This is a genomic window from Nocardia seriolae NBRC 15557 (assembly GCF_007990715.1).
GTDB lineage: Bacteria > Actinomycetota > Actinomycetes > Mycobacteriales > Mycobacteriaceae > Nocardia > Nocardia seriolae.
In genome coordinates, this window is sequence record NZ_BJWY01000049.1 from 1 (window position 1) to 18833 (window position 18833).

The window sequence follows — 18833 nt, forward strand, 5'->3', positions numbered from 1 at the left end:
AGTATTAGGCCCACCGACGACCCGCCGCAATGCTGCCTCATCGATCACCAGCCGCGCGTCGGCGGGCTTCCGCTTTCGCAAGATCAAGGACTGCCGCCGAATCCGCAATTGGACGCGGCGCTCGACCGCCTCGGGCGACTCGTATGAGAAGTACGTGTGGTCCAACGCCCGCGCGTACTCCGGTGTCTGAAACAGACCAGACACCATGTCAGGCCGATAGATGGTCAGCCGCTCGGCCGCAGACTCCAGACCGACGTAGACGTTGAACCCGGCCGGAATCAGATCCCCGTACTCGTGCCACCAAGATTTCGCATTGGCCTGCTGCGCCAGCCCTTTCAGCGGCTCGACATAGTCCGGCGCATCGTAGATCCGGCACAACTCCTCGATATCCCGCAACTGGACCCGATCGGTGGCACCACTCTCGAGCCGCTGCAAGCTGCCAGACCCGCGCTCGGCCAACTTGGCCGCCTGCACGATCGTCAGCCCGCATTGCTGCCGCAACTCCCGCAAGTACCGCCCGAGTTGGCGGCGAGGCAGATTCGTGGAGCGCTTCGACATAACCATCTCCTGGCGTCGGCTCCGAGACCGAATAAATTGTGCGCCGAAATCGGGTGGCGTGCTGGGCAAACGCGCAGATTTCCTACGCGCGCAAAAAATCCGGTTCCCAACCTGCGACCAGCGATGTCCGATAGGCATTACCCCAGTTCCCCGCCACTCCTCCGAGACCACCGCCGGGACCCGGGCCCAGCAACCGACACCACATCGGAAGGCCCCGTAATGCCTTGGGACACCTGGCCCCTACTGACCATCGCCATCCTCTGCGGCAGCACCATCCTCTGGTCGTGGTGGGGCTTCCACACCCAATCCCGCCCACCGCAGCCCACCCACCTACGCCCCTCCATCATCGGCGGCGGCTACCTCGAACTCCCCTGCCAAACCGCCCACACCTCCGGCCGCCACCGCCGCACATCCCCCGAACCCACCACAGCACAAGACATCTCCATCCCCTCACCAGAAGGCCCCTCACATGACCCCCGCCGAGGTAGCGGTTCTGTCCGCCCTCACCCCTGACCACACCCTCACTGCCACCCAAATCCAGCAGTTCGCCACCCTCACCAGCTGGCGCACCCGAAACGCCCTCGCCCAGCTGGAATCTCAGGGCCTGATCATCCCGACCCAACCTCGCGGCCGGTGGCGAATCACGCCGCGCGGACGCACGGCACTCACGATGAAAGCTCGCAGATTCGGCTGATGCGCCACCACACACGGATCCTGCACGTCGCGCAGGTTGCCGGAAAACCCGTTGACGGGTGCGGTGGCTGCTGCTAATTTTCGTGAGGCCGTGACAGAGAACGAGGAGGTGGTATCCGTGAACGCAGTATCGACATGGGTGCTCCCCTTTGGGGTCATGGTCGGGCGGTAGGTCGCCCGGGAGCGCCGTTTTGAGCACTCCCGAAAGGCACTATCGTGCAAATCATTTCTGAAAAGCGTTTCGATAACGGCGTTCTCGAGCGTGAATTCACCCTTGGCGAGATTCCCGGCATCCTGTGGACGCCCGAATCCGTATCCACTCCGGCACCGCTGATCCTGCTCGGGCATCCCGGTGGTCTCCAGAAGATGTATCCCCGGCTGGCTGGCCGGGGCTCGGCAAGCTGCGGCGGAGGGGTTCGCGTCCGCCACCATCGAACTCCCCTGGAACGGTGTCCGACCCGGTTCGGCTCCGTTCGAGCAGGCTCGCACTGACTTGCACAAGGTACTGGGTGCTGGTGAGCCGGTGACCGACGACATCATCGACCGGCTGGTCCTCCCGTTGGTCGACGCGTCGGTCCCGGAATGGCGGGCCGCCCTCGACGCCCTGCTCGAGCTGCCCGAGATCGGCGGTCCGGTCGGGTTCTCGGGCGGGATCATCTCGATCGGGGTCCGGCTGGCGGTGGTCGAGCCACGCATCTCGGCCGCCCTGCTCTTCGCCGGAAGTTACGTCCCCCAAGCCATTTTCGAGGATGCCAGGCAGTTCAGCATTCCATTGCAGGTCCTGCTGCAGTGGGACGACGAAGGCAACGACCGACAGATGGCGCTGGACCTGTTCGACGCCTTCGGTTCGAAGGAGAAGACCCTGCACGCCAATATGGGCGGGCACACCGGCGTCCCGCACTGGGAAGGGGACGCGGGCAACCGGTTCTTCGCCCGGCATCTGCGTCAGTGAACGTATCAGCCGGTTCAACCTGCCCGCCCTGACCACCGCCTGATTACCGTCTCGTTCTTCGGTTTTTGTCCCTAGAAGGTGATCCGTGCAGTCCGGGGGCCGGAACGCAAGTTCCGGCCCCCAAGTCGCGTCAGCTCAGGTCCGGCAGGGCACCCAACGCAACCACACTTCAGGTACATCCCTTTGCAAGCAATCCCGTTGCCAGTGATCGACCCGAGTAGTCTTCCCCCGAGTTACACGGCCTCGAGCATCTGTATCACATGTTGTGCCGAGCCCGCCGCCCAGAACGAAACGTCTTGCGCTGCGCAGGCGTGGTGTAGGCCATCAGCATTGACGTCAACTCCATCACCACCGCCCCCGGATCCAACAACGACCCGACCGCCTCGACCTCGGGTACCCCGGCCGCGGTGACCGGCGGCACGAAGGTGCTCGGGAAGAGAAACTCGACGCCTTCGGGAGTCGTGGTAACCGAATCACCAGTAGGCGTGCGCCATTCGACCTCCCGCTCCGGGTGGTGAATGACCTGCCAACCATTGGCGTTGTTGTCGGCCAGAGTCTTGAGCCGGTGATGCCGCCGACACCGCGCCCCCAGATTGTCTTCGGTGGTATGCCCGCCGGACTCGGGATCGGTGTGATCGAACCGGTCCTGATGGTCGAGATCGGTGACCGCGGCCGGGACGTGGCAGCCCGGGGCCCGGCAGATCCCATCCAGGGCACGCACACGCCGGACAACCTCGGCCCCCGGCCGGTACCGCAATTCCATTCCCGTTTCCGGCTTTTCAATCTTCTCTGTGATGATGTCGAAGCGGGCGTGACGGGCAACCCTGCGCGCCAGGTCGGCATCGATGGCCCCCAACCCCGCCAGCAGCGCCGGGTTGTCACGCAGACCGGCCAGCGTCTCTGCCGAAACACCCACCTGCACAAGGGCCTTACGCGCCTCCGGCACATCGCCATCGCCGACGGCGCGCGGACAATCGGGCCGCCCACACTGGCAGACCAGACGCCCCGTCCCATCGGCGAGAGCGACCAGGGCGGCGGCGCGACGCTGCCGGGTGTTGCGCGGATCCCCACTGCACACCTGCGTGGACGCCATCTCCCGCAGACGCTCGTAGAGGGTCTGCCCACCCACAGCCGGCAAGACCGCGTCCACAACCGCGGTGCCGTTGTCGGCGGCGGTAATGCTCACATACCGCTCCGCCTCGGCCCCTCGCGCCGCACGGCTTGCCCCTCGGGGTCGGCCTCCAGCAGCCATCGGCGCGCAGTGCGGCGAACCCGCTGCGGGACAGCGCCTTCCGCATACGCCACAATCTTGGGCTCCAGCTCGGCGAGCAGTTCTTCGGAGACATTGGTGAGCGTTTCACTGATCGCCCGCACACGAGCCAAGTCGATGCGCCCGGCCGCGAACGCTTCGCGGGTGGCCGGGTAACGGTGCTCCAGCCCGAGACCGAGCCCGATCAGATTGTCGGCCGACCGCTGCGACATCTTCAACGCGACCCCGATCTCGGTGGCCGTGCCCTCCCCCGCGTACAGCTGCCCGACCCCCAGATCGAGCTGCTCCTCACGCCGCATCCGATACAGCTCCGTCATCAACGCGGCCTCTTCGGCCTGCAGCACAGCTATTTCCGAGTGGACCGCGCGCAGCCGCTCCACCACCCCAAGGGCAGCGAAGGCGTCATCAGCGATTTCACTCATACCATCGATCATAGTTTCGAAAACCACGACACGGCAGCATGATCAGCGAGACATGCCGGGTAAATCACCGGCTACCAACATGATTCAATCATTGCTTAGTCACCGGAATATCGGACAGGTGCACATCGTGCGCGACGGCGGTCGCTTCCAGGCCATTCGAAGTGGGCTTGATGGTGGTCAGCTTCGCGCCCAGCGGCAGCTGTTGCAAAGGCACGGTGAAGGTGAGGGATTGACGGAGCGGGGCCAGTGGAATCGCCGGTCCGCCCGATCTGGGCTTGGCCGAGACCGGTGTGATCTCGATGCCGTTGTCGGTCGGCGTGACGGTGATGATGACCGTGGCGGGCACCGAAACCCCCGCCACCGAGAACTTCCCGGTCGCGCTCAATCCGTCCGGGCCGTCGGAGATCGACTCGAGTTCCTTCGGCGCGTAATGCTGCACCACGTCGTAGGGAACCAGCGCCGTCGCGGTCGCCGTCGCCGCGATGATGTTCGACGCGTGATTCTGCGTCAGGTCACTGATCGACGCGGTCACATCACTCAGCTTGACATCCACATCCTTGACCGACACCTGCTGCTGAGTCGTGTCCCCGATCCGAATATCGACCTCGCCGTACTTCCCCTCGACGGCCTGCGTCAGAAACGGAAACCCACCGATCCCGACCCCCGGCTGATTCGGCAGGTCGTACCGGGTCTTGATCTGCCGCGCAATCTCGTTCTGCGCCACCGTCACCGCCACCCGATCACCCACGACCAGCGCAATCGCCAGCACAACAACGGTTATCAGCAGTGCGCGCATGCGCTCATCCTCTCCGGCATCCCACCATCATGCTGTGAATCGCAGCCGAGGGTCACGCGTGTTAGCTCGCGGCGACCGTTCCACTGGGCAGCAGGTGGCGATCCACAAGCTTGTGCCAACGCCGGTGACGGTAGTGGTAGATCGCTGACGCCACGCGAGTGACCACGGGAGTCCAACGACCGGCATCGATCTCGACGGTGTCGGTGTAGCGGCAACGACCGGTGGACAACGGCTCGACGTGCAGGGTGTGGTTCCAGGTGGTGATGACACCCCCATGCTCGTGTGTGCGGATCGTTTTCGTGGCCTGGTCCACATCGATCACCTCGATGGTATGGCGATAGGCGGGAAAGACATGAAACGCGAACAGCCATCCCGTGCCACGTTCCCCGACGCGAAACGGCTCCACCCGCCCCCGCAGCGCAGGCACGCCGAACAGCCCGCGGCAGACGTACAGAAAAGTGGCCGGAGACTGCATCGCCACCCAGACGCGTTGCGCGTCGATCGGCAGTTCGGTGTGAATCTCGATGGTGCGCATGAACATTCCTCATTCCAGAATTAGGATCACCTAAATTCTGTGGAATGATTCGAGCACCGACTACTCGCATTCCGACGGGAGGCCACGGTGGCGCCAACCGATCGCTTTCGGCCACGTAGACAGCCGAAACAAGAGCGATCTACCGACACCCGCCGCTGGATCCTCGACGCGGCTGCTCAGGTTTTCGGCGAGTTCGGCTACGGCGCGGGCACGACCAATCGCATTGCCGAGCGCGCGGGAATCTCGATCGGCTCGCTGTATCGGTACTTCCCGAACAAGGACGCGATCCTGCGGGCGCTCATGGAGGAGCACGTGGACGCGGGAGCGGCGCTCTATCAGGAGCGACTCGCCGTGGGGCTACCTCTCGAACTGGAAGACTGCCTGCGGCTGATCATCAAGGCCACCATCGACAATCACCGCGACAACCCACGCCTGCATCGCGTGCTGTTCGAGGAAGCTCCCCGCGCCCCCGCCCTGCTCGCACGGCTACACGAATCCGAACAATTCGCTGTCACGTTGGTGACCGCACTCCTCGAACAGCATCCTCAGGTCACGGTCCCGGACGCCGCACTCAGTGCGCGCATGGTCGTCGTAACGGTCGAGTCGATGGTCCATCGCCTCATCACCGCGCCGAATCCCGTACCCGCACAACAGTTGGAGGACGAAACCGTCATCCTGCTGACGCGCTATCTCCGTCGATAACCCCGACCGCAGCTACATCAACGCGCCGCCGTCGACGCGGAGTTCCGTGCCGGTCATGTAGCGGCCGTCGTCGGAGGCGGCCATGGCTACGACACCCGCGATGTCTTCGGGCTTGCCCAGCGCGCCGCCCTCGATCCAGCCGGGGAGGCGGGCCATGAGGGACCAGTCGGCGGCGGCGGGGAGTTCGAGGCCGGAGGTGATGCCGGTGCTGATGCCGCCGGGGACGATATTGACTGCGCGGAGGCCCTTTTTGACGTATTCGAGGGCGATGGAGTGGGTCAACGCGTTCACGCCCGCCTTCGAGGCGGAGTAGGCGGCCATGTACGGGTTGGAGCCGAAGGCCGCGGTGGAGGAGAAGTTCACGATCACGCCGTGGCCGGAGTCGATGAGGGCGGGGAGGTTGGCCTGGATCATGAGGAAGGTGCCGGTCAGGTTGACCGCGATGACCTTGTTCCAGGATTCGAGGGGCATTTCGTGGGTGTGGGCGGCGCGCAGGATGCCCGCGGCGTTCACGAGAACGTCCAGGCCGCCGAGGAATTCGTGGGCCGCGGCGGTGGCGGTGCGGACGGCCTCCGGATCGGAGATGTCGAGGGTCAGGGTGCGCAGCCGCTCGCGCTGGTCGGCGGGGACGGCGTCGACGGTGGCGGCCAGTCCGGCCGCGTTCGCGTCGGCGGCGACCAATCGCGCCCCCTCTTCGAGCAATCGCAGGGCCACGCCCTGGCCGATGCCCGATCCCGCTCCGGTGACAAGTACTCGACGGCCTTCGTATCTGCGCGACATGGCGAGAAATTAGAACAAGTTTCACAGCCCGTCAATGGGTGGCGCGCGAGCATCGGGATAGCTAATTGCCATAGTGTTCTCATACTGGTCCGTCGTCCAAATGGCTAGACTCGTGCCCCGTATATGACTGGCAATTCGGTCGGGAAAACCTGATGGAGGATTCATGCGGTTGGCTGGTTGGCGGACGCGGGCATTCACCGCGGCCGTAGCGTCGACGGGTGCGCTGTTGGCTATGCCGGGCACTCCGGCCCACGCCGAAACTGCGGGCACGACGATCTCGGCCACCCCTGCTCCCGACGGCTTCCGCGGCCTGAGCAACGGCACCATCATCGACTACTGGACCACCCGCTCCAATGGCGAACCGGTGAAAGCCAGTGGCGCGCTGTTCGTTCCGCCCGGCCCCGCCCCCGCGGGCGGCTGGCCGATCATGGCCTACGACCACGGCACCTCCGGCATGGGACCGGGCTGCGGCGGGCAGACCGACACCACGAAGATGAGCCGCCCCAAGGAGGACCAGGTCCTCCAGTACTTCGTGAACAAGGGCTTCGCCGTGGTCGCCCCCGACTACCTCGGGCTGGGCCGCTTCGACACCGGCCCGCACCCGTACCTGGAGATCAGCACCGAGGCCGGTTCCACCGTCGACCTGCTGAAGGCCGCCCGCGCGACCGATCCGTCACTGGGGCGCACGTGGGCGGTGACCGGGTTCTCACAGGGCGGGCAGGCGGCGCTGGGCACCGCGCATCTGCAGGCGGCGGCCACTCCCGACCTCGACTTCCGCGGCACCATCGCGGTGGATCCGGAATCGGATCTGGAGAAGGTGACCCCCTTCGTCGGCCCGTGGGTGCCCGAGATTCCGGGCCAGGCGGGGACCGCGGTGAACGGCTTCGTGGTCAGCATGCTGGCCGGGCTGCGGGACACCCACCCCGAGGTCGATGTCGACAGCTACCTCACCCCGCGCGGCAAGCAGGCCCTGGACGAGTCGCAGAGCCTGTGCTTCCTCGACATCATGAAGGTGGTCGACGGCATGGGCATCGGCGACATGCTGTCGCGGCCGCTCAACGATCCGGTCTTCCAGACGGCCATGAACGAGTACATGACCGTGCCGGTCAACGGCTATGACGCGCCGATCCTGTTGCTGCTCAACGCCACCGACACCACCGTGCCCTCGCCGTTGCACGCCGCGCTGGCCGCGCAGTTCGCCGCCAACGGGGTGGACTTCCAGACCGTGGTCGGCACCGGCACGCACACCCAGCTGAACCCGCAGATGTGGGATGCCATCGGGGCGTTCACCGATCGGATCCTGGCGACGCCCGCGAAGTAGGCGCGAATTACCGCGGGAACCAGGAGAAGTCGGGCTCGCAGGTGATATCCCCGGCGGGCCGCGCACCGGTGGCCAGGTAGGTGTTCACGGCGTCGATCACGCACGGGCTCAGTCCCGGACGGAAGGCGCCGTGAACCCTGGTGTCCGCCAACGTGACCAGGCGTGAGTCGCTCAGATCCCGGTGCAGCGCAAGACCTTCCGGGTACGCGGTGCGGGTGTCGTGGACGGTCGCGATGATCAGAACCGGTGTCGCGTTGTGGATCTCGGTGGGCGGCTCGACCGGTTCGGGCCAGAACGCGCACGCGGTGATGTTGTTGGCGAACGCGCCGAACACCGGCTGCGTGCGGCGCGCGGCGTCGACATTCGCGTAGTACCAGGCCGGATCGCGCGGCGCGGCCTTGTCACCGCACATGATCGCGGCCAGTGCCGAGGCGTCCAGCGGCACCGCGGCGACGATCTTCGCCTTCAGGGCGTCCATATCGATGGGCCCGCCCGCCACACCGACGTCCAGCATGTGCACCACCTCGGCGAGGTTGGTGTTCAACTGCGGATTCACCAGCAGGGCCAGCAGCATCATGGGAATGGTGTGCTCGTCGACCAGGTAACCGCTGCCGTAGATCTCGTGCCCGACCGAGCGCCGGATGAGATCCTCGACGAAGGCTCGAACCTGCCCGGGGGTCGCGCCGAAGTGGTATTCGTCGTCGTGCCGGGCCGCCCAGCTCGCCCAGTCGTCGAGCGCGTATTCATTGAGCGCGCCCATGTCCTGGTACAGGCCGACGTAGTAGCGGTCCGGATCGATGGGACTGTCCAGGATCATGCGGTCGACGTGCTCGCCGAACATCTGCGTGTAGACCGACCCCAGGTAGGTCCCGTACGACGCGCCATAGAAGTTGAGTTTCGATTCACCGAAAGCGCTTCGGATGACATCCATATCGCGCGCGGTATTGCGAGTCGTCGTGTGCCGCGCCTTGTCCGGATCGGTGCCCACGCACGCGGCGGCCAGCGCCGCGCCCACGGCGGTGTCGCGCGCGAAGCCGAAAACATCGAATCCGGCCGAGAACAGCATCGACGGCACGGGAATCGTGCAGCTGACCGCATCCGAGCGTCCGACTCCGCGCGGGTCCATGCCCACCAGGTCGTACTGCGCGCGCACGTCCGGGGTGAGCATCCCCGCGATCGCGGCCGTATAGCGCAGCCCCTGGCCGCCCGGACCGCCCGGATTCGACAGCAGGATGCCGCGGCGGCGGCTCGGATCGGTGGCGGCGATGCGGGAAACGGCGACCGTCAGCGTGCGGCCGCCCGGATTGTCGTAATCCATCGGCACCCGCACGCCCGCGCACTGCGCGCCCTCGGCATCGAGTTTCGCGTCATTGCACGGCTGCCAGTCCAGGCTCTGGTGGTAGAACCGGTCCAGGCCGGGTGCGGTGTCGGCGTTCGCAGGTCCCGCCGGTAGCGCGACCGCGGCGGTGAGCAGGGTCGCTCCCAGGACGAGCCGTCGAATCCGCTGAGCCGGCATGCACTCTCCTTCGAGGTCGGGTTCCCGTTGGGCGACGCTACCCGGACCGACCATGAAAGACGGTGCGAGATGGCGGATTTGGTTCGACACACCCCCACCGCCACGCCAGCATTCGAAGGCTGGCAAATCATCAGCGAATGCGCTCGACAGACTTCGGCGATCAGGCCCCGCCGCCCCGTCGCTGGAGGAATCATGCCGATCACAGGTGCGTTCGCTCGCACCCTGGCCGCGACACTGGCCGCGGGAACACTGCTCAGCATCCCGGCAGCGCACGCCGCCCCCGCCGAATCCGGCTCGGGCGCGGGCACTCTGATCACCGCCACCACCGAACCCGACGGCTGGCACAACCTGTGGGGCGGCTCGGCGGTGGAGTACCGGACCACCCGCTCCAACGGCGAACCGGTGAAGGCCAGCGGGGCCGTGTTCGTTCCCTCCGGTCAGCCGCCCGCCGGGGGCTGGCCCGTCATGGCCTGGGACCACGGCACTACCGGACTGGGCCCGGGCTGCGGCTGCCAGGCCGATCCGGAGCGCGAAGTACTGCCCTACCGCCGCCGCGAGGAGGACGCGATCATGCGGTTCTTCCTGGCCAAGGGCTATGCCATGGTCGCGCCGGACTACCTGGGGCTCGGCCTGTTCGACACCGGCCCGCACCCGTATCTGGAGCTGAGCACCGAGGCGGGCGCGACCATCGACATGGTCAAGGCCGCCCGCGCCGCCCGGCCGGAACTCTCGCGCACCTGGGCGGTGAGCGGGGCGTCACAGGGCGGGCATGCGGTGCTGGGCAGTTCGAGCTATCAGGTGCGGACCACGCCGGAACTGGATTTCCGCGGCACCGTCGCCATCGACCCGGCCTCGGATGCGGAGAAGGTGCTGCCCATCGCCGGGCCGTGGGTGCCCGGTCCGTCCGGGCAGGACACCGACGCCTTCTTCGTGTCGATTCTGATCGGCATGCGGGCGGCCCGGCCCGACGCGCAGGTCGACAGCTACCTCACCGACTACGGTCGGCAACTGCTCGACAGCGTCCAGTACGAGTGCCTCGGCGAGCTCACCGATCGCATGGCGGGCGTGGTGCCCGGGGCCATCCTGTCGCGGCCGCTGTCGGAGGGACCGTTCCAGGCCGTGCTGCGCGACTACATGACCGTGGCCACCCGCGGCCATGACGCGCCGATCCTGTTGCTGATCAACGCGACCGACACCACCGTCCCCTCCCCGCTGCACGCCGCCCTGATGGCGCAGTTCGCCGCGAACGGGGTCGACTTCGGCTCGGTGCTCGGGACTGGCGGCCACACCGAGCTCAATCCGGCGATGTGGGCGGCCATGGACGCCTTCACCAACCGCATCTTCGCCGCACCCACGGTGTCTTGATAGGTTTTCCAGAATGTCCGAACCCGAGATCGCCGGTCGTGGAAAAGCGGCCCTGCTGGGCCCCGCCGAAGTGCGTGAGCTGGCCGAGCGCTTCGGCGTCCGCCCGACCAAGCAACTCGGACAGAATTTCGTCCACGACGCCAACACCATGCGCCGCATCGTGGCCACCGCGGGCGTCGGCCGCGACGACACCGTCCTCGAGGTCGGTCCCGGCCTGGGCTCGCTGACCCTGGCCCTGCTCGATGTGGTCGACCGCGTCATCGCCGTCGAGATCGACCCGACGCTGGCGGCCCATCTGCCGGAAACGGTCGCCGCCCGCGCTCCCGAGCTGGCGGACCGTCTGACGGTCGTTCCCATGGACGCCATGAAGGTCACCCACGCCGACCTCCCCGCCGAGCCGACCGCGCTGGTCGCGAATCTCCCCTACAACGTGGCGGTCCCGGTCCTGCTCTCCCTGCTGGCCGAATTCCCCAGCATCCGAACCACTCTCGTCATGGTGCAACTGGAGGTGGCCGATCGCCTCTCCGCCACCCCCGGCGGCCGCATCTACGGCGTCCCCAGCGTCAAGGCGGGCTTCTACGGCACCGTCCGCCGCGCCGGAACCGTTGGCCGCCAGATCTTCTGGCCGGTCCCCCAGGTCGAATCCGGCCTGGTCCGCATCGACCGCTTCCCCGAATCCCCATGGCCCCAGGACGATTCCTTCCGCCAGCGCGTGTTCGCCGTGGCCGACGCCGCCTTCGCCCAGCGCCGCAAGACCCTCCGCGCGGCCCTCGCCACCTGGGCCGGTTCCCCCGCCGAAGCCGAAAAACGCCTCACCGCAGCCGGAATCGACCCCACCGCCCGCGGCGAAACCCTCGACACCGCCGCCTACGTCCGCCTCGCCCAGCAGGGCTGAGCCCGCTAGCTGATGCCCAGGCGGGAGGTGCAGGCGGGCCAGGCACCCCAGCCCTGGCGGGCTCGGGTCACCTCGGCGATGGCGATTTGTTCTTCGCGGGTGGCCAGGTCGGCGCGCGGGGCGTACCGGGTGCCGCCCTGGCGTTCCCAGGTGCTCTGGTCGAATTGGATGCCGCCGTAGTAGCCGTTGCCGGTGTTGACGGCCCAGTTGCCGCCGGATTCGCATTTGGCCAGGGCGTCCCAGGTGCCGCCGTCGTGGACCTCGGGGACCTCGGTGCCGGGCTTGGCGCCCTTGCGGATGGTCTTGGGCTGGGCGGGGACGATGACGGTGGACTTGAGCGGATCCTTGCCCGCCTCACGGCCGTTCACGATGGAGACCGCGAAAGTCACGTCCTGGGTGCCGGGTACGCCGGGATTCTCGACGACCGTGCGGCTCATATTGAGCGTCGGGTCCTCGATGATGTTCTCCTGCGGGTCCAGCGGGACACGCTCGGTGCGGTTCTCGACGATCTTGCGGGTGACGGTGATCTTCATGCCGTCGCGCAGCGGGGTGGTGGCCACCGGTTCCACGAAGTCCTGATTGATCAGCGGGCGGCCCTGCACCTGGAGCAGTTCGCCGACGGTGGGGGCGGCGAGGCGGACCAGGGAGGCGGGAACGCCGTTGTCGGACAGCTCGACCGTGCGCGGGTTGGTGATGAGCAGCTGCGCGCCCTCGAGCGGCAGCGGGCTGGGGCGCGCGGGCGAGGTGAAGACATCGCCGGGCAGGTTCAGCTTGGTGACGGCCTCGGCGACGGTGAGCGCGGTGGTCCACGCCTTGGACGGCGAGCCGTCGATGATGAGCGAGACCTCGCGGGCCCGGTTCAGGGTGATAGTGGTGCCGTCGCCGATATGCGCTCCGGCCGAAGGCGATACGTCGTCGCGGTTGGTGAGTGCGTACCCGGCGTCCTCGAGCGCCCCGCGCACATCCCCGCGCATGGTGGATTCGACGAACTTCTCGCCGTCGACGACGAAGGTCACCTGTTTCTTGCTCATGATGGCCACCCCCGCGCCGACGATGAGCGTGACGAGCATCGCCGCGATGGCCCCGTACAGCATCGGGGAACGCGACGAGTTGATCTTCGTCAAAGCGTGCATCGGAAATCCCGGCATGGTCACAGTACGATAACGAGGGGGGCAGGGATTGACAACCACTACCGGCGGAACTGCGGGGGCGAAAATTACGACCCGATATCGAACCGCAGGTAAATCACGATCGGGCAAGATCATAGTGAGCCGCGACACACCATCACAACTCGTGTCGCCGACACGCAGAAATGGTGCGAACGCGAAAAAAGGTGTGCCGGATCAGATTCCGTAAACCCGGCGCGCATTGGCCGTGGTGATCTTGGCCAGCTGCGTCGGATCCTGTTCGCGAAGTTCGGCCAGCGCCCGCACGGTATACGGCAGCATGTACGACTCGTTGGGCGCGCCGCGGAACGGATGCGGGGTCAGGAACGGCGCATCGGTTTCGACCAGAATCAGTTCGTCCGGAACGAGTTTCGCCGCCTCGCGCAATTCGTGCGCGTTCTTGAAACTCACCGTGCCCGAAAAGCTCAGCACATAGCCCTCTTCCACGCAGGCCATCGCCATGTTCGCGTCCGAGGAGAAGCAGTGGAAGATCACCGTCTCCGGCGCGCCCTCGTCCAGCAGCACGGTCAGCAGGTCGTGATCGGCCTCACGATTGTGGATCATGAGCGGCTTGCCGAGGCGCTTGGCCAGGTCGATGTGCCAGCGGAAGCCCTCGACCTGATCCTCGATCTCGGCACAGCCGTCGAGCTTGCCGGGCCAGTAGTAGTCGAGCCCGGTCTCCCCCACCGCGACCACGCGCGGGTCGGCGGCCAGCCGTTCCAGCTCGGCCTTGGCGGCGTCGTCGAGATGGTTGGCGCGGGTCGGGTGCAGCGCGACGGCCGCGTAGACCCGGTCGTCCCAGTTGGCGGCCTGGACGGCGAAGCGGGCGGCCTCGAGATCGTCGGCGACCGTCACCAATTCCCGGACGCCCACCGCACGCGCGCGCTCCACCAGTGCCGCAACCGATTCCGGATCCTTTGCGCCGCAGGCGTCGATATGGGTATGCGCGTCGATGAGCGGCGACAGTGGCGCCGGCGGCTCGGGCGCAGGTCGGCGGCTACTCATGGGCACGACCTGGCACGGGGATATTCACGCGAGCGTCGAAGGGCACGCAGATAGAGTAGACACACCATGAGCGCATCCGACCGCCCCGCCTTTTACATCACCACGGCCATCGCGTACCCGAACGGCAATCCGCACATCGGGCACGCCTACGAGTACATCTCCTCCGATGCCCTGGCTCGCTTCAAACGGCTGGACGGCTTCGATGTGTTCTACATGACCGGCACCGACGAGCACGGCCAGAAGGTGCAGCAGGCCGCCAAGGCCGCCGGTCTCCCGGAGCAGGAGTACGCCTCGCGCAACTCCGATGTCTTCGAGGCCATGGACAAGGCGCTCGACATCTCCTTCGACCGCTTCATCCGCACCACCGACGCGGACCACCTGACCTCGGCGGCCGCCCTCTGGGAGCGCATGGTCGCGGCGGGCGATATCTACCTCGACACCTACGGCGGCTGGTACTCGGTGCGCGACGAGGCGTTCTACACCGACGAGGAGACCACCGTCCGCGAGGACGGCACCCGCATCTCCACCGACACCGAGACCCCGGTGGAGTGGACCGAGGAGTCGAACTACTTCTTCCGGCTGTCCAAGTATCAAGATCGGCTGCTGGCGCTGTACGAGACGCATCCGGAATTCATCGCGCCCACGACCCGGCGCAATGAGATCGTCTCGTACGTGAAGGCCGGGCTGAAGGATTTCTCGATCTCCCGCACCTCCTTCGACTGGGGTGTGCCGGTGCCGGGTGATCCCGAGCACGTCATGTACGTGTGGGTGGACGCGCTCACCAACTACCTGACCGGCGTCGGCTTCCCTGACACGGATTCCGCTGCGTTCCAGCGGTATTGGCCCGCGGACCTGCACATCATCGGCAAGGACATCTCGCGGTTCCACACCGTGTACTGGCCCGCGTTCCTGATGAGCGCCGGAATCGAGCTGCCCAAGCGGGTTTTCGTGCATGGCTTCGTGAATGCCAAGGGCGGCGAGAAGATGTCGAAGTCGCTCGGCAATGTGGTCGATCCGCTGGAGTTGGTCGAGACCTTCGGGCTGGACGCCGTGCGATTCTTCCTGCTGCGCGAGATCTCCTACGGGCAGGACGGGTCCTACAGCGAAGAGGCCATCGTCGGCCGGATCAACTCCGATCTGGCCAACGAGTACGGCAATCTGGCGCAGCGCTGCCTGAAGATGGTGGGCCGCGACTTCGGCGGTGTGACACCGACTCCGGGCGAGTTCACCGCGGACGACAAGGCCCTGCTGGAGCGTGCGGGCAACCTCTTGGCGAACGTGCGTGCCGAATTCGACCAGCAGCAGATCCATCTCGGCCTCGAGCAGCTGTGGCTCACCCTCGGTGAGACCAACCGCTACTTCTCCGCCCAGGCCCCGTGGACGCTGGCCAAGGCGGGCACCCCGGAGGACACCGCCCGCGAGGGCACCATCCACTACGTGACCATGGAAGTCCTGCGCATCGTGTCGATCCTGGTGCAGCCGATCATTCCCGCCTCGGCGGGCAAGATCCTGGACCTGCTCGGCGTCACCGACCGTGACTTCGCCGACATCGCCACCGCGCTGGTCGCGGGCACGGCGCTGCCGGAGCCGGAAGTGGTGTTCCCGAAGTACGCGCCGCCGAAGGCGTAGAGAAGTACACAGCGCAGCAGGCAGGGAACGAGTCCGGTGCCGCCCGCCCCCCTTCGGCGGGCGGTCACCGATTCACCCTGGCGCGAACACACGACTGCCCGATCCGCGGAATCGGATCGGGCATTAGCTGATCTCGCCGAAACAGCATCCGATCCGGTTGCGGGGGCGGTCAACCCGGGGAAGCGGCACGAATTGGGGTACCCACCTCGACCTGCACTTTCATCGGTTGCCGAGGACGGGCGCGATGCTGGAGGTGGCGGACGCTCGCGGGGTGAGCATGAACAGCTGATAGGGGCAGTTGTCCGGGTGCATGGCGTTATAGGAGTGCATGGTGAGCGAGATCTGGCCGCCGGTCTCCGGGTCGCGGACCAGCACCAGCGAATCGTTCCAGTCCTCCTCCCTCATATCGGTGTTCCACAATCGCTCGAACTCCGGATTGACGCGGCAGGCTTCGACGATCTCGGCGAGCCGTTCCGGAGCGACGCTGCCCGGCGCGTTCACCCGCAGGACGACTCGCCGACTGCCACCTGTCCGCCTACCTCCCGGTTCGCTGCATCCTGCGTGTTCACCTAAGCAGAACCGGCGCCGGAGCTCATTCCACGACCACGAACGGGTCGACCGTCGGCGTGCCGGGTGCCCGCGGGGTCAGCATGAAAAGCTGGTACGAGCAGTTCTGCGGGTGAAAGGCGTTGTAGGAACGCATGGTGAGGCGCATGGTCTCCGCGGTCTGGGGATTGCGAACCAGGACCAGAGAGTCGTTGAAGAGGTCCTCTTCCATCGGGGTGTTCCACATGCGCGCGAATTCCGGGTTGACGCTGCAGGTCTCGATGATCTGGGCGAGGCGCTCCGGAGCGACCACACCGGGCGACATGTAACGCAGGCCGAAAACCAGTCGGTGCACGATGGTGTCCCAGTTGACCAGCAGCTCACGAGCTTCCGGAACCGTCATGAACTGCTCGATGACATTGACCGGGCGTTCGGCGTCGGGGCTCGCGGGGGCCAGCCACGGGAACGCCCCGCTGGCCGCACGATTGGCCGCGAGGACCTCGTATTCGGGGAAGCGGTGGCAATACGCCGGGTAGGGCAGTGCCTCCAGGTGTTCGAGGTCCTCTTCGCGCAGTTGGGGTGGCCAAGTGCCGCGGGCGAAGGTGGAAACCCGGGGCAGGGTCAGCGAGACCACCTTTTCGAGCATCCACACCGGCACGTCCATGGCGGCGCACCAGTCCTCGAGCCGGTCCGCGGAGACGGTGCGCTCCCCGTTCTCGAGCTTCCGGTAGAGCGAGACGCTGACGAACATGCGCCGGGCGGTCTCCTCCTGCGTCAGCCCCTGAGCCTCCCGTCGGTGCCGCAGGTACATTCCGAGCAGCGGTTGCTCGGGAATCGGTGTGACAACGTCGCCCATCTACCTGGCCATCCCTTCAGCAATTGTTCAGCTATTTTCTACCGAAGTGGCCGACGAGGATCCAATTTTCCGGTCCCGCCAGCGTACGGAGCCCCACCGGGGCGACGACCCCGGACCGGCCCTCGGCACACGGATGGCGACAACTCCTTCGCAAATGCAACGATATGGATATGGACCCCCTCGATACGGAAGCCGGGTTGTCGTCGACGCAGCAGGAGTACTCCGATCGGCATCGGGCGGCACGGGAGGCGCTGCTGGTCTCGCAGCGGGGACGGCTGCTGGAGGGGATCAGCGAGTGTGTGGAGGCCAAGGGATACGGCGCCACCACCCTGACCGATATCGTGGCGCGGGCCCGGGTGTCGCGCAGCACCTTCTACGAGCACTTCGCCAGTAAGGAGGAGTGCTTCGTGGCGGCGGTGGAGGCGGGGGCGCTGCTGCTGTACACGCGGATCGCGGAGGAGACGGCGCGGCTCGAGCATCCGGATGCGCGTGCGCTGGTGCTGAATTCGCTGACCACCTATTGCGACGTGGTCATCGCCGAGCCGCATCTGGCGCGACTGGTGCTGGTAGAGGCGGTGAAGGCGGGCGGGGCGGCGGTGGCGCGGCACGACGCGTCGCTGGATCTGTTCACGGCGCTGTACCGGGAGTACCACCTGCGCGCGCTGACCGAGTTCGACGACGTGCCGCCGGTCAGCGACGGCCAGCTGGCGCTGATCGTGGACGCCATCGCCGAGCGCACCCGGCGGCTGATCGAGCGCGGGGAGATCGCGCTACTGCCGCAACACCTTCCGGACCTGCGGACCTTCGCCCTGGCCGTACTGCGGCTGCCGTCGGACGACTGAGGTCACCTGCCTGCAATGCCGCCCCGACCCGACGCCCGCGCCCGGTCGATAATGTGGATCTGAAGTGGACGCGGTTCAGCGAAAGAGGGTATGGATGCGCGACAGGCAGGTCCGGCCGATGGCCCGCGAACCGCAGGGGTCCATGCTGCAGCGCACAAAATTCGACGAACGCCACCGGGCCGCCCGGGACGCGGTGCTCACCTCGCAGCGCGGCCGGCTGCTCGAGGCCATGGTGGAATGCGTCGAGGCCAAGGGGTACAATGCCACCACGCTCACCGATATCGTCGCGCGCGCACGGGTTTCGCGCAGCACCTTCTACGAGCACTTCAGCAACAAGGAGCACTGCTTCGTCGAGGCGGTGCGCACCGGATCCGACATCATCGCGACCCGCATCGTGGACGAGCTGGCCATGCTGCCCACCGACGCCGGGGCCTACGAGCGCATCGAGTCGATCGTGGTCACCTTCTGCGAAACCGTGGCCTCCGAACCGGATTTCGCGCGGCTGATGCTGGTCGAGGCGTTCAAGGTGGATCAGGAATCTGTGGCGCTGCGCGATCTCGCGGTGGACCGTTTCGCCGATCTGTACCGCGTCTTCTACGCCCAGGCGCGCGCGACGGATCCGAGTCTGCCGGTGATCGCCGACGCGCTGTTCGCGCTGATTCCCGACGCCATCGGCGAGCGTACCCGGCGGGTCATCGTGGCCGAGGGTGCACAGCAGGTGCCCGAATTGGCGCCGCTGTTCGTGGAATTCGTGATCGCGGTGCTGGGACTTCCGCCGCGCGACCGCCACTGACCAGCGAAAAACGCTGCCGCTCAGACAGTTTCCGGATCGCCCCGGCGGCGGCCCGGGACTGCGACGCGGCCGGGTGAACTCACTCACAGCGAGACCCTCGGTTCGTCGCCCTCGTGCCATACGGATGACACATAACGAGCGGTAGCCAGGGATTGACCAATGCCGAGTACTTTGCGGTACCCCCACCTCAG

18 protein-coding genes and 1 pseudogene are annotated in these 18833 nt (G+C 66.6%); 8 read left to right on the plus strand and 11 right to left on the minus strand.

Annotation, left to right across the window (positions count from 1 at the left end; all coding sequences use genetic code 11):
* Positions 1–558, minus strand: a 558-nt coding sequence (locus NS2_RS16785; RefSeq protein WP_186817602.1) for a Scr1 family TA system antitoxin-like transcriptional regulator, incomplete at its 3' end; no start/stop codon positions are given.
* 909 nt (positions 559–1467) lie between these two features.
* Between NS2_RS16785 and NS2_RS16790 the strand changes: the two are divergent.
* Positions 1468–2203 (plus strand): annotated as a pseudogene (locus NS2_RS16790) (alpha/beta hydrolase).
* Positions 2204–2459: 256 nt separating this feature from the next.
* Here NS2_RS16790 and NS2_RS16795 read toward each other — a convergent pair.
* The 4 genes from NS2_RS16795 to NS2_RS16810 form a co-directional block, all read right to left on the minus strand.
* Positions 2460–3389: an HNH endonuclease signature motif containing protein gene (locus NS2_RS16795; RefSeq protein WP_052086574.1), complete on the minus strand. Its 930-nt coding sequence runs from the start codon at positions 3387–3389 to the stop codon at positions 2460–2462.
* A complete protein-coding gene (locus NS2_RS16800; protein ID WP_158544155.1) occupies positions 3386–3895 on the minus strand; it encodes a DUF222 domain-containing protein in 510 nt (169 codons plus the stop codon). The genes NS2_RS16795 and NS2_RS16800 overlap by 4 nt, the downstream gene beginning before the upstream one ends.
* 88 nt (positions 3896–3983) lie before the next feature.
* A complete protein-coding gene (locus tag NS2_RS16805) occupies positions 3984–4691 on the minus strand; it encodes an LmeA family phospholipid-binding protein (protein WP_033088495.1) in 708 nt (235 codons plus the stop codon).
* Between the two features lie 61 nt (positions 4692–4752).
* Positions 4753–5226 carry an Rv1443c family protein gene (locus NS2_RS16810; protein ID WP_033088518.1) on the minus strand — a complete coding sequence of 158 codons (474 nt, stop codon included), beginning with the start codon at positions 5224–5226 and terminating at the stop codon, positions 4753–4755.
* Between the two features lie 87 nt (positions 5227–5313).
* Between NS2_RS16810 and NS2_RS16815 the strand changes: the two genes are divergently transcribed.
* Complete coding sequence (locus tag NS2_RS16815; RefSeq protein ID WP_033088496.1) at positions 5314–5928, plus strand: TetR/AcrR family transcriptional regulator; 615 nt, start codon at positions 5314–5316, stop codon at positions 5926–5928.
* Between the two features lie 12 nt (positions 5929–5940).
* Here the strand turns inward: NS2_RS16815 and NS2_RS16820 are convergent, their stop codons facing one another.
* Positions 5941–6708, minus strand: a complete 768-nt coding sequence (locus NS2_RS16820; RefSeq protein WP_033088497.1) for an SDR family NAD(P)-dependent oxidoreductase — start codon at positions 6706–6708, stop codon at positions 5941–5943.
* Positions 6709–6871: 163 nt separating this feature from the next.
* Between NS2_RS16820 and NS2_RS16825 the strand changes: the two genes are divergently transcribed.
* Positions 6872–8029: an alpha/beta fold hydrolase gene (locus NS2_RS16825; protein WP_045437958.1), complete on the plus strand. Its 1158-nt coding sequence runs from the start codon at positions 6872–6874 to the stop codon at positions 8027–8029.
* 7 nt (positions 8030–8036) lie between these two features.
* On the opposite strand, the gene NS2_RS16830 is transcribed toward NS2_RS16825, so the two are convergent.
* A complete protein-coding gene (locus NS2_RS16830) occupies positions 8037–9545 on the minus strand; it encodes an alpha/beta fold hydrolase (RefSeq protein WP_033088520.1) in 1509 nt (502 codons plus the stop codon).
* A gap of 192 nt (positions 9546–9737) precedes the next feature.
* Between NS2_RS16830 and NS2_RS16835 the strand changes: the two genes are divergently transcribed.
* Together NS2_RS16835 and rsmA are read left to right on the plus strand one after the other, a co-directional pair.
* A complete protein-coding gene (locus NS2_RS16835) occupies positions 9738–10910 on the plus strand; it encodes a lipase family protein (protein ID WP_036550746.1) in 1173 nt (390 codons plus the stop codon).
* 13 nt (positions 10911–10923) lie between these two features.
* Positions 10924–11805 (plus strand): 16S rRNA (adenine(1518)-N(6)/adenine(1519)-N(6))-dimethyltransferase RsmA, encoded by an 882-nt coding sequence (gene rsmA / locus NS2_RS16840; RefSeq protein ID WP_033088499.1) that lies wholly within the window; start codon positions 10924–10926, stop codon positions 11803–11805.
* A gap of 5 nt (positions 11806–11810) precedes the next feature.
* On the opposite strand, the gene NS2_RS16845 is transcribed toward rsmA, so the two are convergent.
* Positions 11811–12938: a resuscitation-promoting factor gene (locus NS2_RS16845; RefSeq protein WP_033088521.1), complete on the minus strand. Its 1128-nt coding sequence runs from the start codon at positions 12936–12938 to the stop codon at positions 11811–11813.
* 210 nt (positions 12939–13148) lie between these two features.
* Positions 13149–13976 (minus strand): TatD family hydrolase, encoded by an 828-nt coding sequence (locus tag NS2_RS16850; protein ID WP_033088522.1) that lies wholly within the window; start codon positions 13974–13976, stop codon positions 13149–13151.
* 66 nt (positions 13977–14042) lie between these two features.
* Here NS2_RS16850 and metG point away from each other — a divergent pair, with 66 nt between their 5' ends.
* A complete protein-coding gene (gene metG / locus NS2_RS16855; RefSeq protein WP_033088500.1) occupies positions 14043–15605 on the plus strand; it encodes a methionine--tRNA ligase in 1563 nt (520 codons plus the stop codon).
* Between the two features lie 219 nt (positions 15606–15824).
* Here metG and NS2_RS16860 read toward each other — a convergent pair whose 3' ends face one another.
* Both NS2_RS16860 and NS2_RS16865 read right to left on the minus strand, forming a co-directional pair.
* Positions 15825–16106, minus strand: a complete 282-nt coding sequence (locus NS2_RS16860; protein ID WP_033088501.1) for a hypothetical protein — start codon at positions 16104–16106, stop codon at positions 15825–15827.
* A 91-nt stretch (positions 16107–16197) separates the two neighbouring features.
* Positions 16198–17007 carry a helix-turn-helix domain-containing protein gene (locus tag NS2_RS16865; RefSeq protein ID WP_033088502.1) on the minus strand — a complete coding sequence of 270 codons (810 nt, stop codon included), beginning with the start codon at positions 17005–17007 and terminating at the stop codon, positions 16198–16200.
* A 170-nt stretch (positions 17008–17177) separates the two neighbouring features.
* Here NS2_RS16865 and NS2_RS16870 point away from each other — a divergent pair, with 170 nt between their 5' ends.
* Together NS2_RS16870 and NS2_RS16875 are read left to right on the plus strand one after the other, a co-directional pair.
* A complete protein-coding gene (locus NS2_RS16870; RefSeq protein ID WP_045437975.1) occupies positions 17178–17849 on the plus strand; it encodes a TetR/AcrR family transcriptional regulator in 672 nt (223 codons plus the stop codon).
* Positions 17850–17943: 94 nt separating this feature from the next.
* Positions 17944–18642: a TetR/AcrR family transcriptional regulator gene (locus NS2_RS16875; RefSeq protein WP_081985999.1), complete on the plus strand. Its 699-nt coding sequence runs from the start codon at positions 17944–17946 to the stop codon at positions 18640–18642.
* Positions 18643–18833 lie beyond the last annotated feature (191 nt).

Excerpts from the sequence above, each read along its gene's own strand:
- NS2_RS16800 (WP_158544155.1), bottom strand. The coding sequence starts at position 3,895 with ATGAGTGAAATCGCTGATGACGCCTTCGCTGCCCTTGGGGTGGTGGAG.
- NS2_RS16805 (WP_033088495.1), bottom strand. The coding sequence starts at position 4,691 with ATGCGCGCACTGCTGATAACCGTTGTTGTGCTGGCGATTGCGCTGGTC.
- NS2_RS16810 (WP_033088518.1), bottom strand. The coding sequence starts at position 5,226 with ATGCGCACCATCGAGATTCACACCGAACTGCCGATCGACGCGCAACGC.
- NS2_RS16820 (WP_033088497.1), bottom strand. The coding sequence starts at position 6,708 with ATGTCGCGCAGATACGAAGGCCGTCGAGTACTTGTCACCGGAGCGGGA.
- NS2_RS16825 (WP_045437958.1), top strand. The coding sequence starts at position 6,872 with ATGCGGTTGGCTGGTTGGCGGACGCGGGCATTCACCGCGGCCGTAGCG.
- NS2_RS16830 (WP_033088520.1), bottom strand. The coding sequence starts at position 9,545 with ATGCCGGCTCAGCGGATTCGACGGCTCGTCCTGGGAGCGACCCTGCTC.
- NS2_RS16835 (WP_036550746.1), top strand. The coding sequence starts at position 9,738 with ATGCCGATCACAGGTGCGTTCGCTCGCACCCTGGCCGCGACACTGGCC.
- rsmA (WP_033088499.1), top strand. The coding sequence starts at position 10,924 with ATGTCCGAACCCGAGATCGCCGGTCGTGGAAAAGCGGCCCTGCTGGGC.
- NS2_RS16845 (WP_033088521.1), bottom strand. The coding sequence starts at position 12,938 with ATGCACGCTTTGACGAAGATCAACTCGTCGCGTTCCCCGATGCTGTAC.
- NS2_RS16850 (WP_033088522.1), bottom strand. The coding sequence starts at position 13,976 with ATGAGTAGCCGCCGACCTGCGCCCGAGCCGCCGGCGCCACTGTCGCCG.
- metG (WP_033088500.1), top strand. The coding sequence starts at position 14,043 with ATGAGCGCATCCGACCGCCCCGCCTTTTACATCACCACGGCCATCGCG.
- NS2_RS16865 (WP_033088502.1), bottom strand. The coding sequence starts at position 17,007 with ATGGGCGACGTTGTCACACCGATTCCCGAGCAACCGCTGCTCGGAATG.
- NS2_RS16870 (WP_045437975.1), top strand. The coding sequence starts at position 17,178 with ATGGACCCCCTCGATACGGAAGCCGGGTTGTCGTCGACGCAGCAGGAG.
- NS2_RS16875 (WP_081985999.1), top strand. The coding sequence starts at position 17,944 with ATGCGCGACAGGCAGGTCCGGCCGATGGCCCGCGAACCGCAGGGGTCC.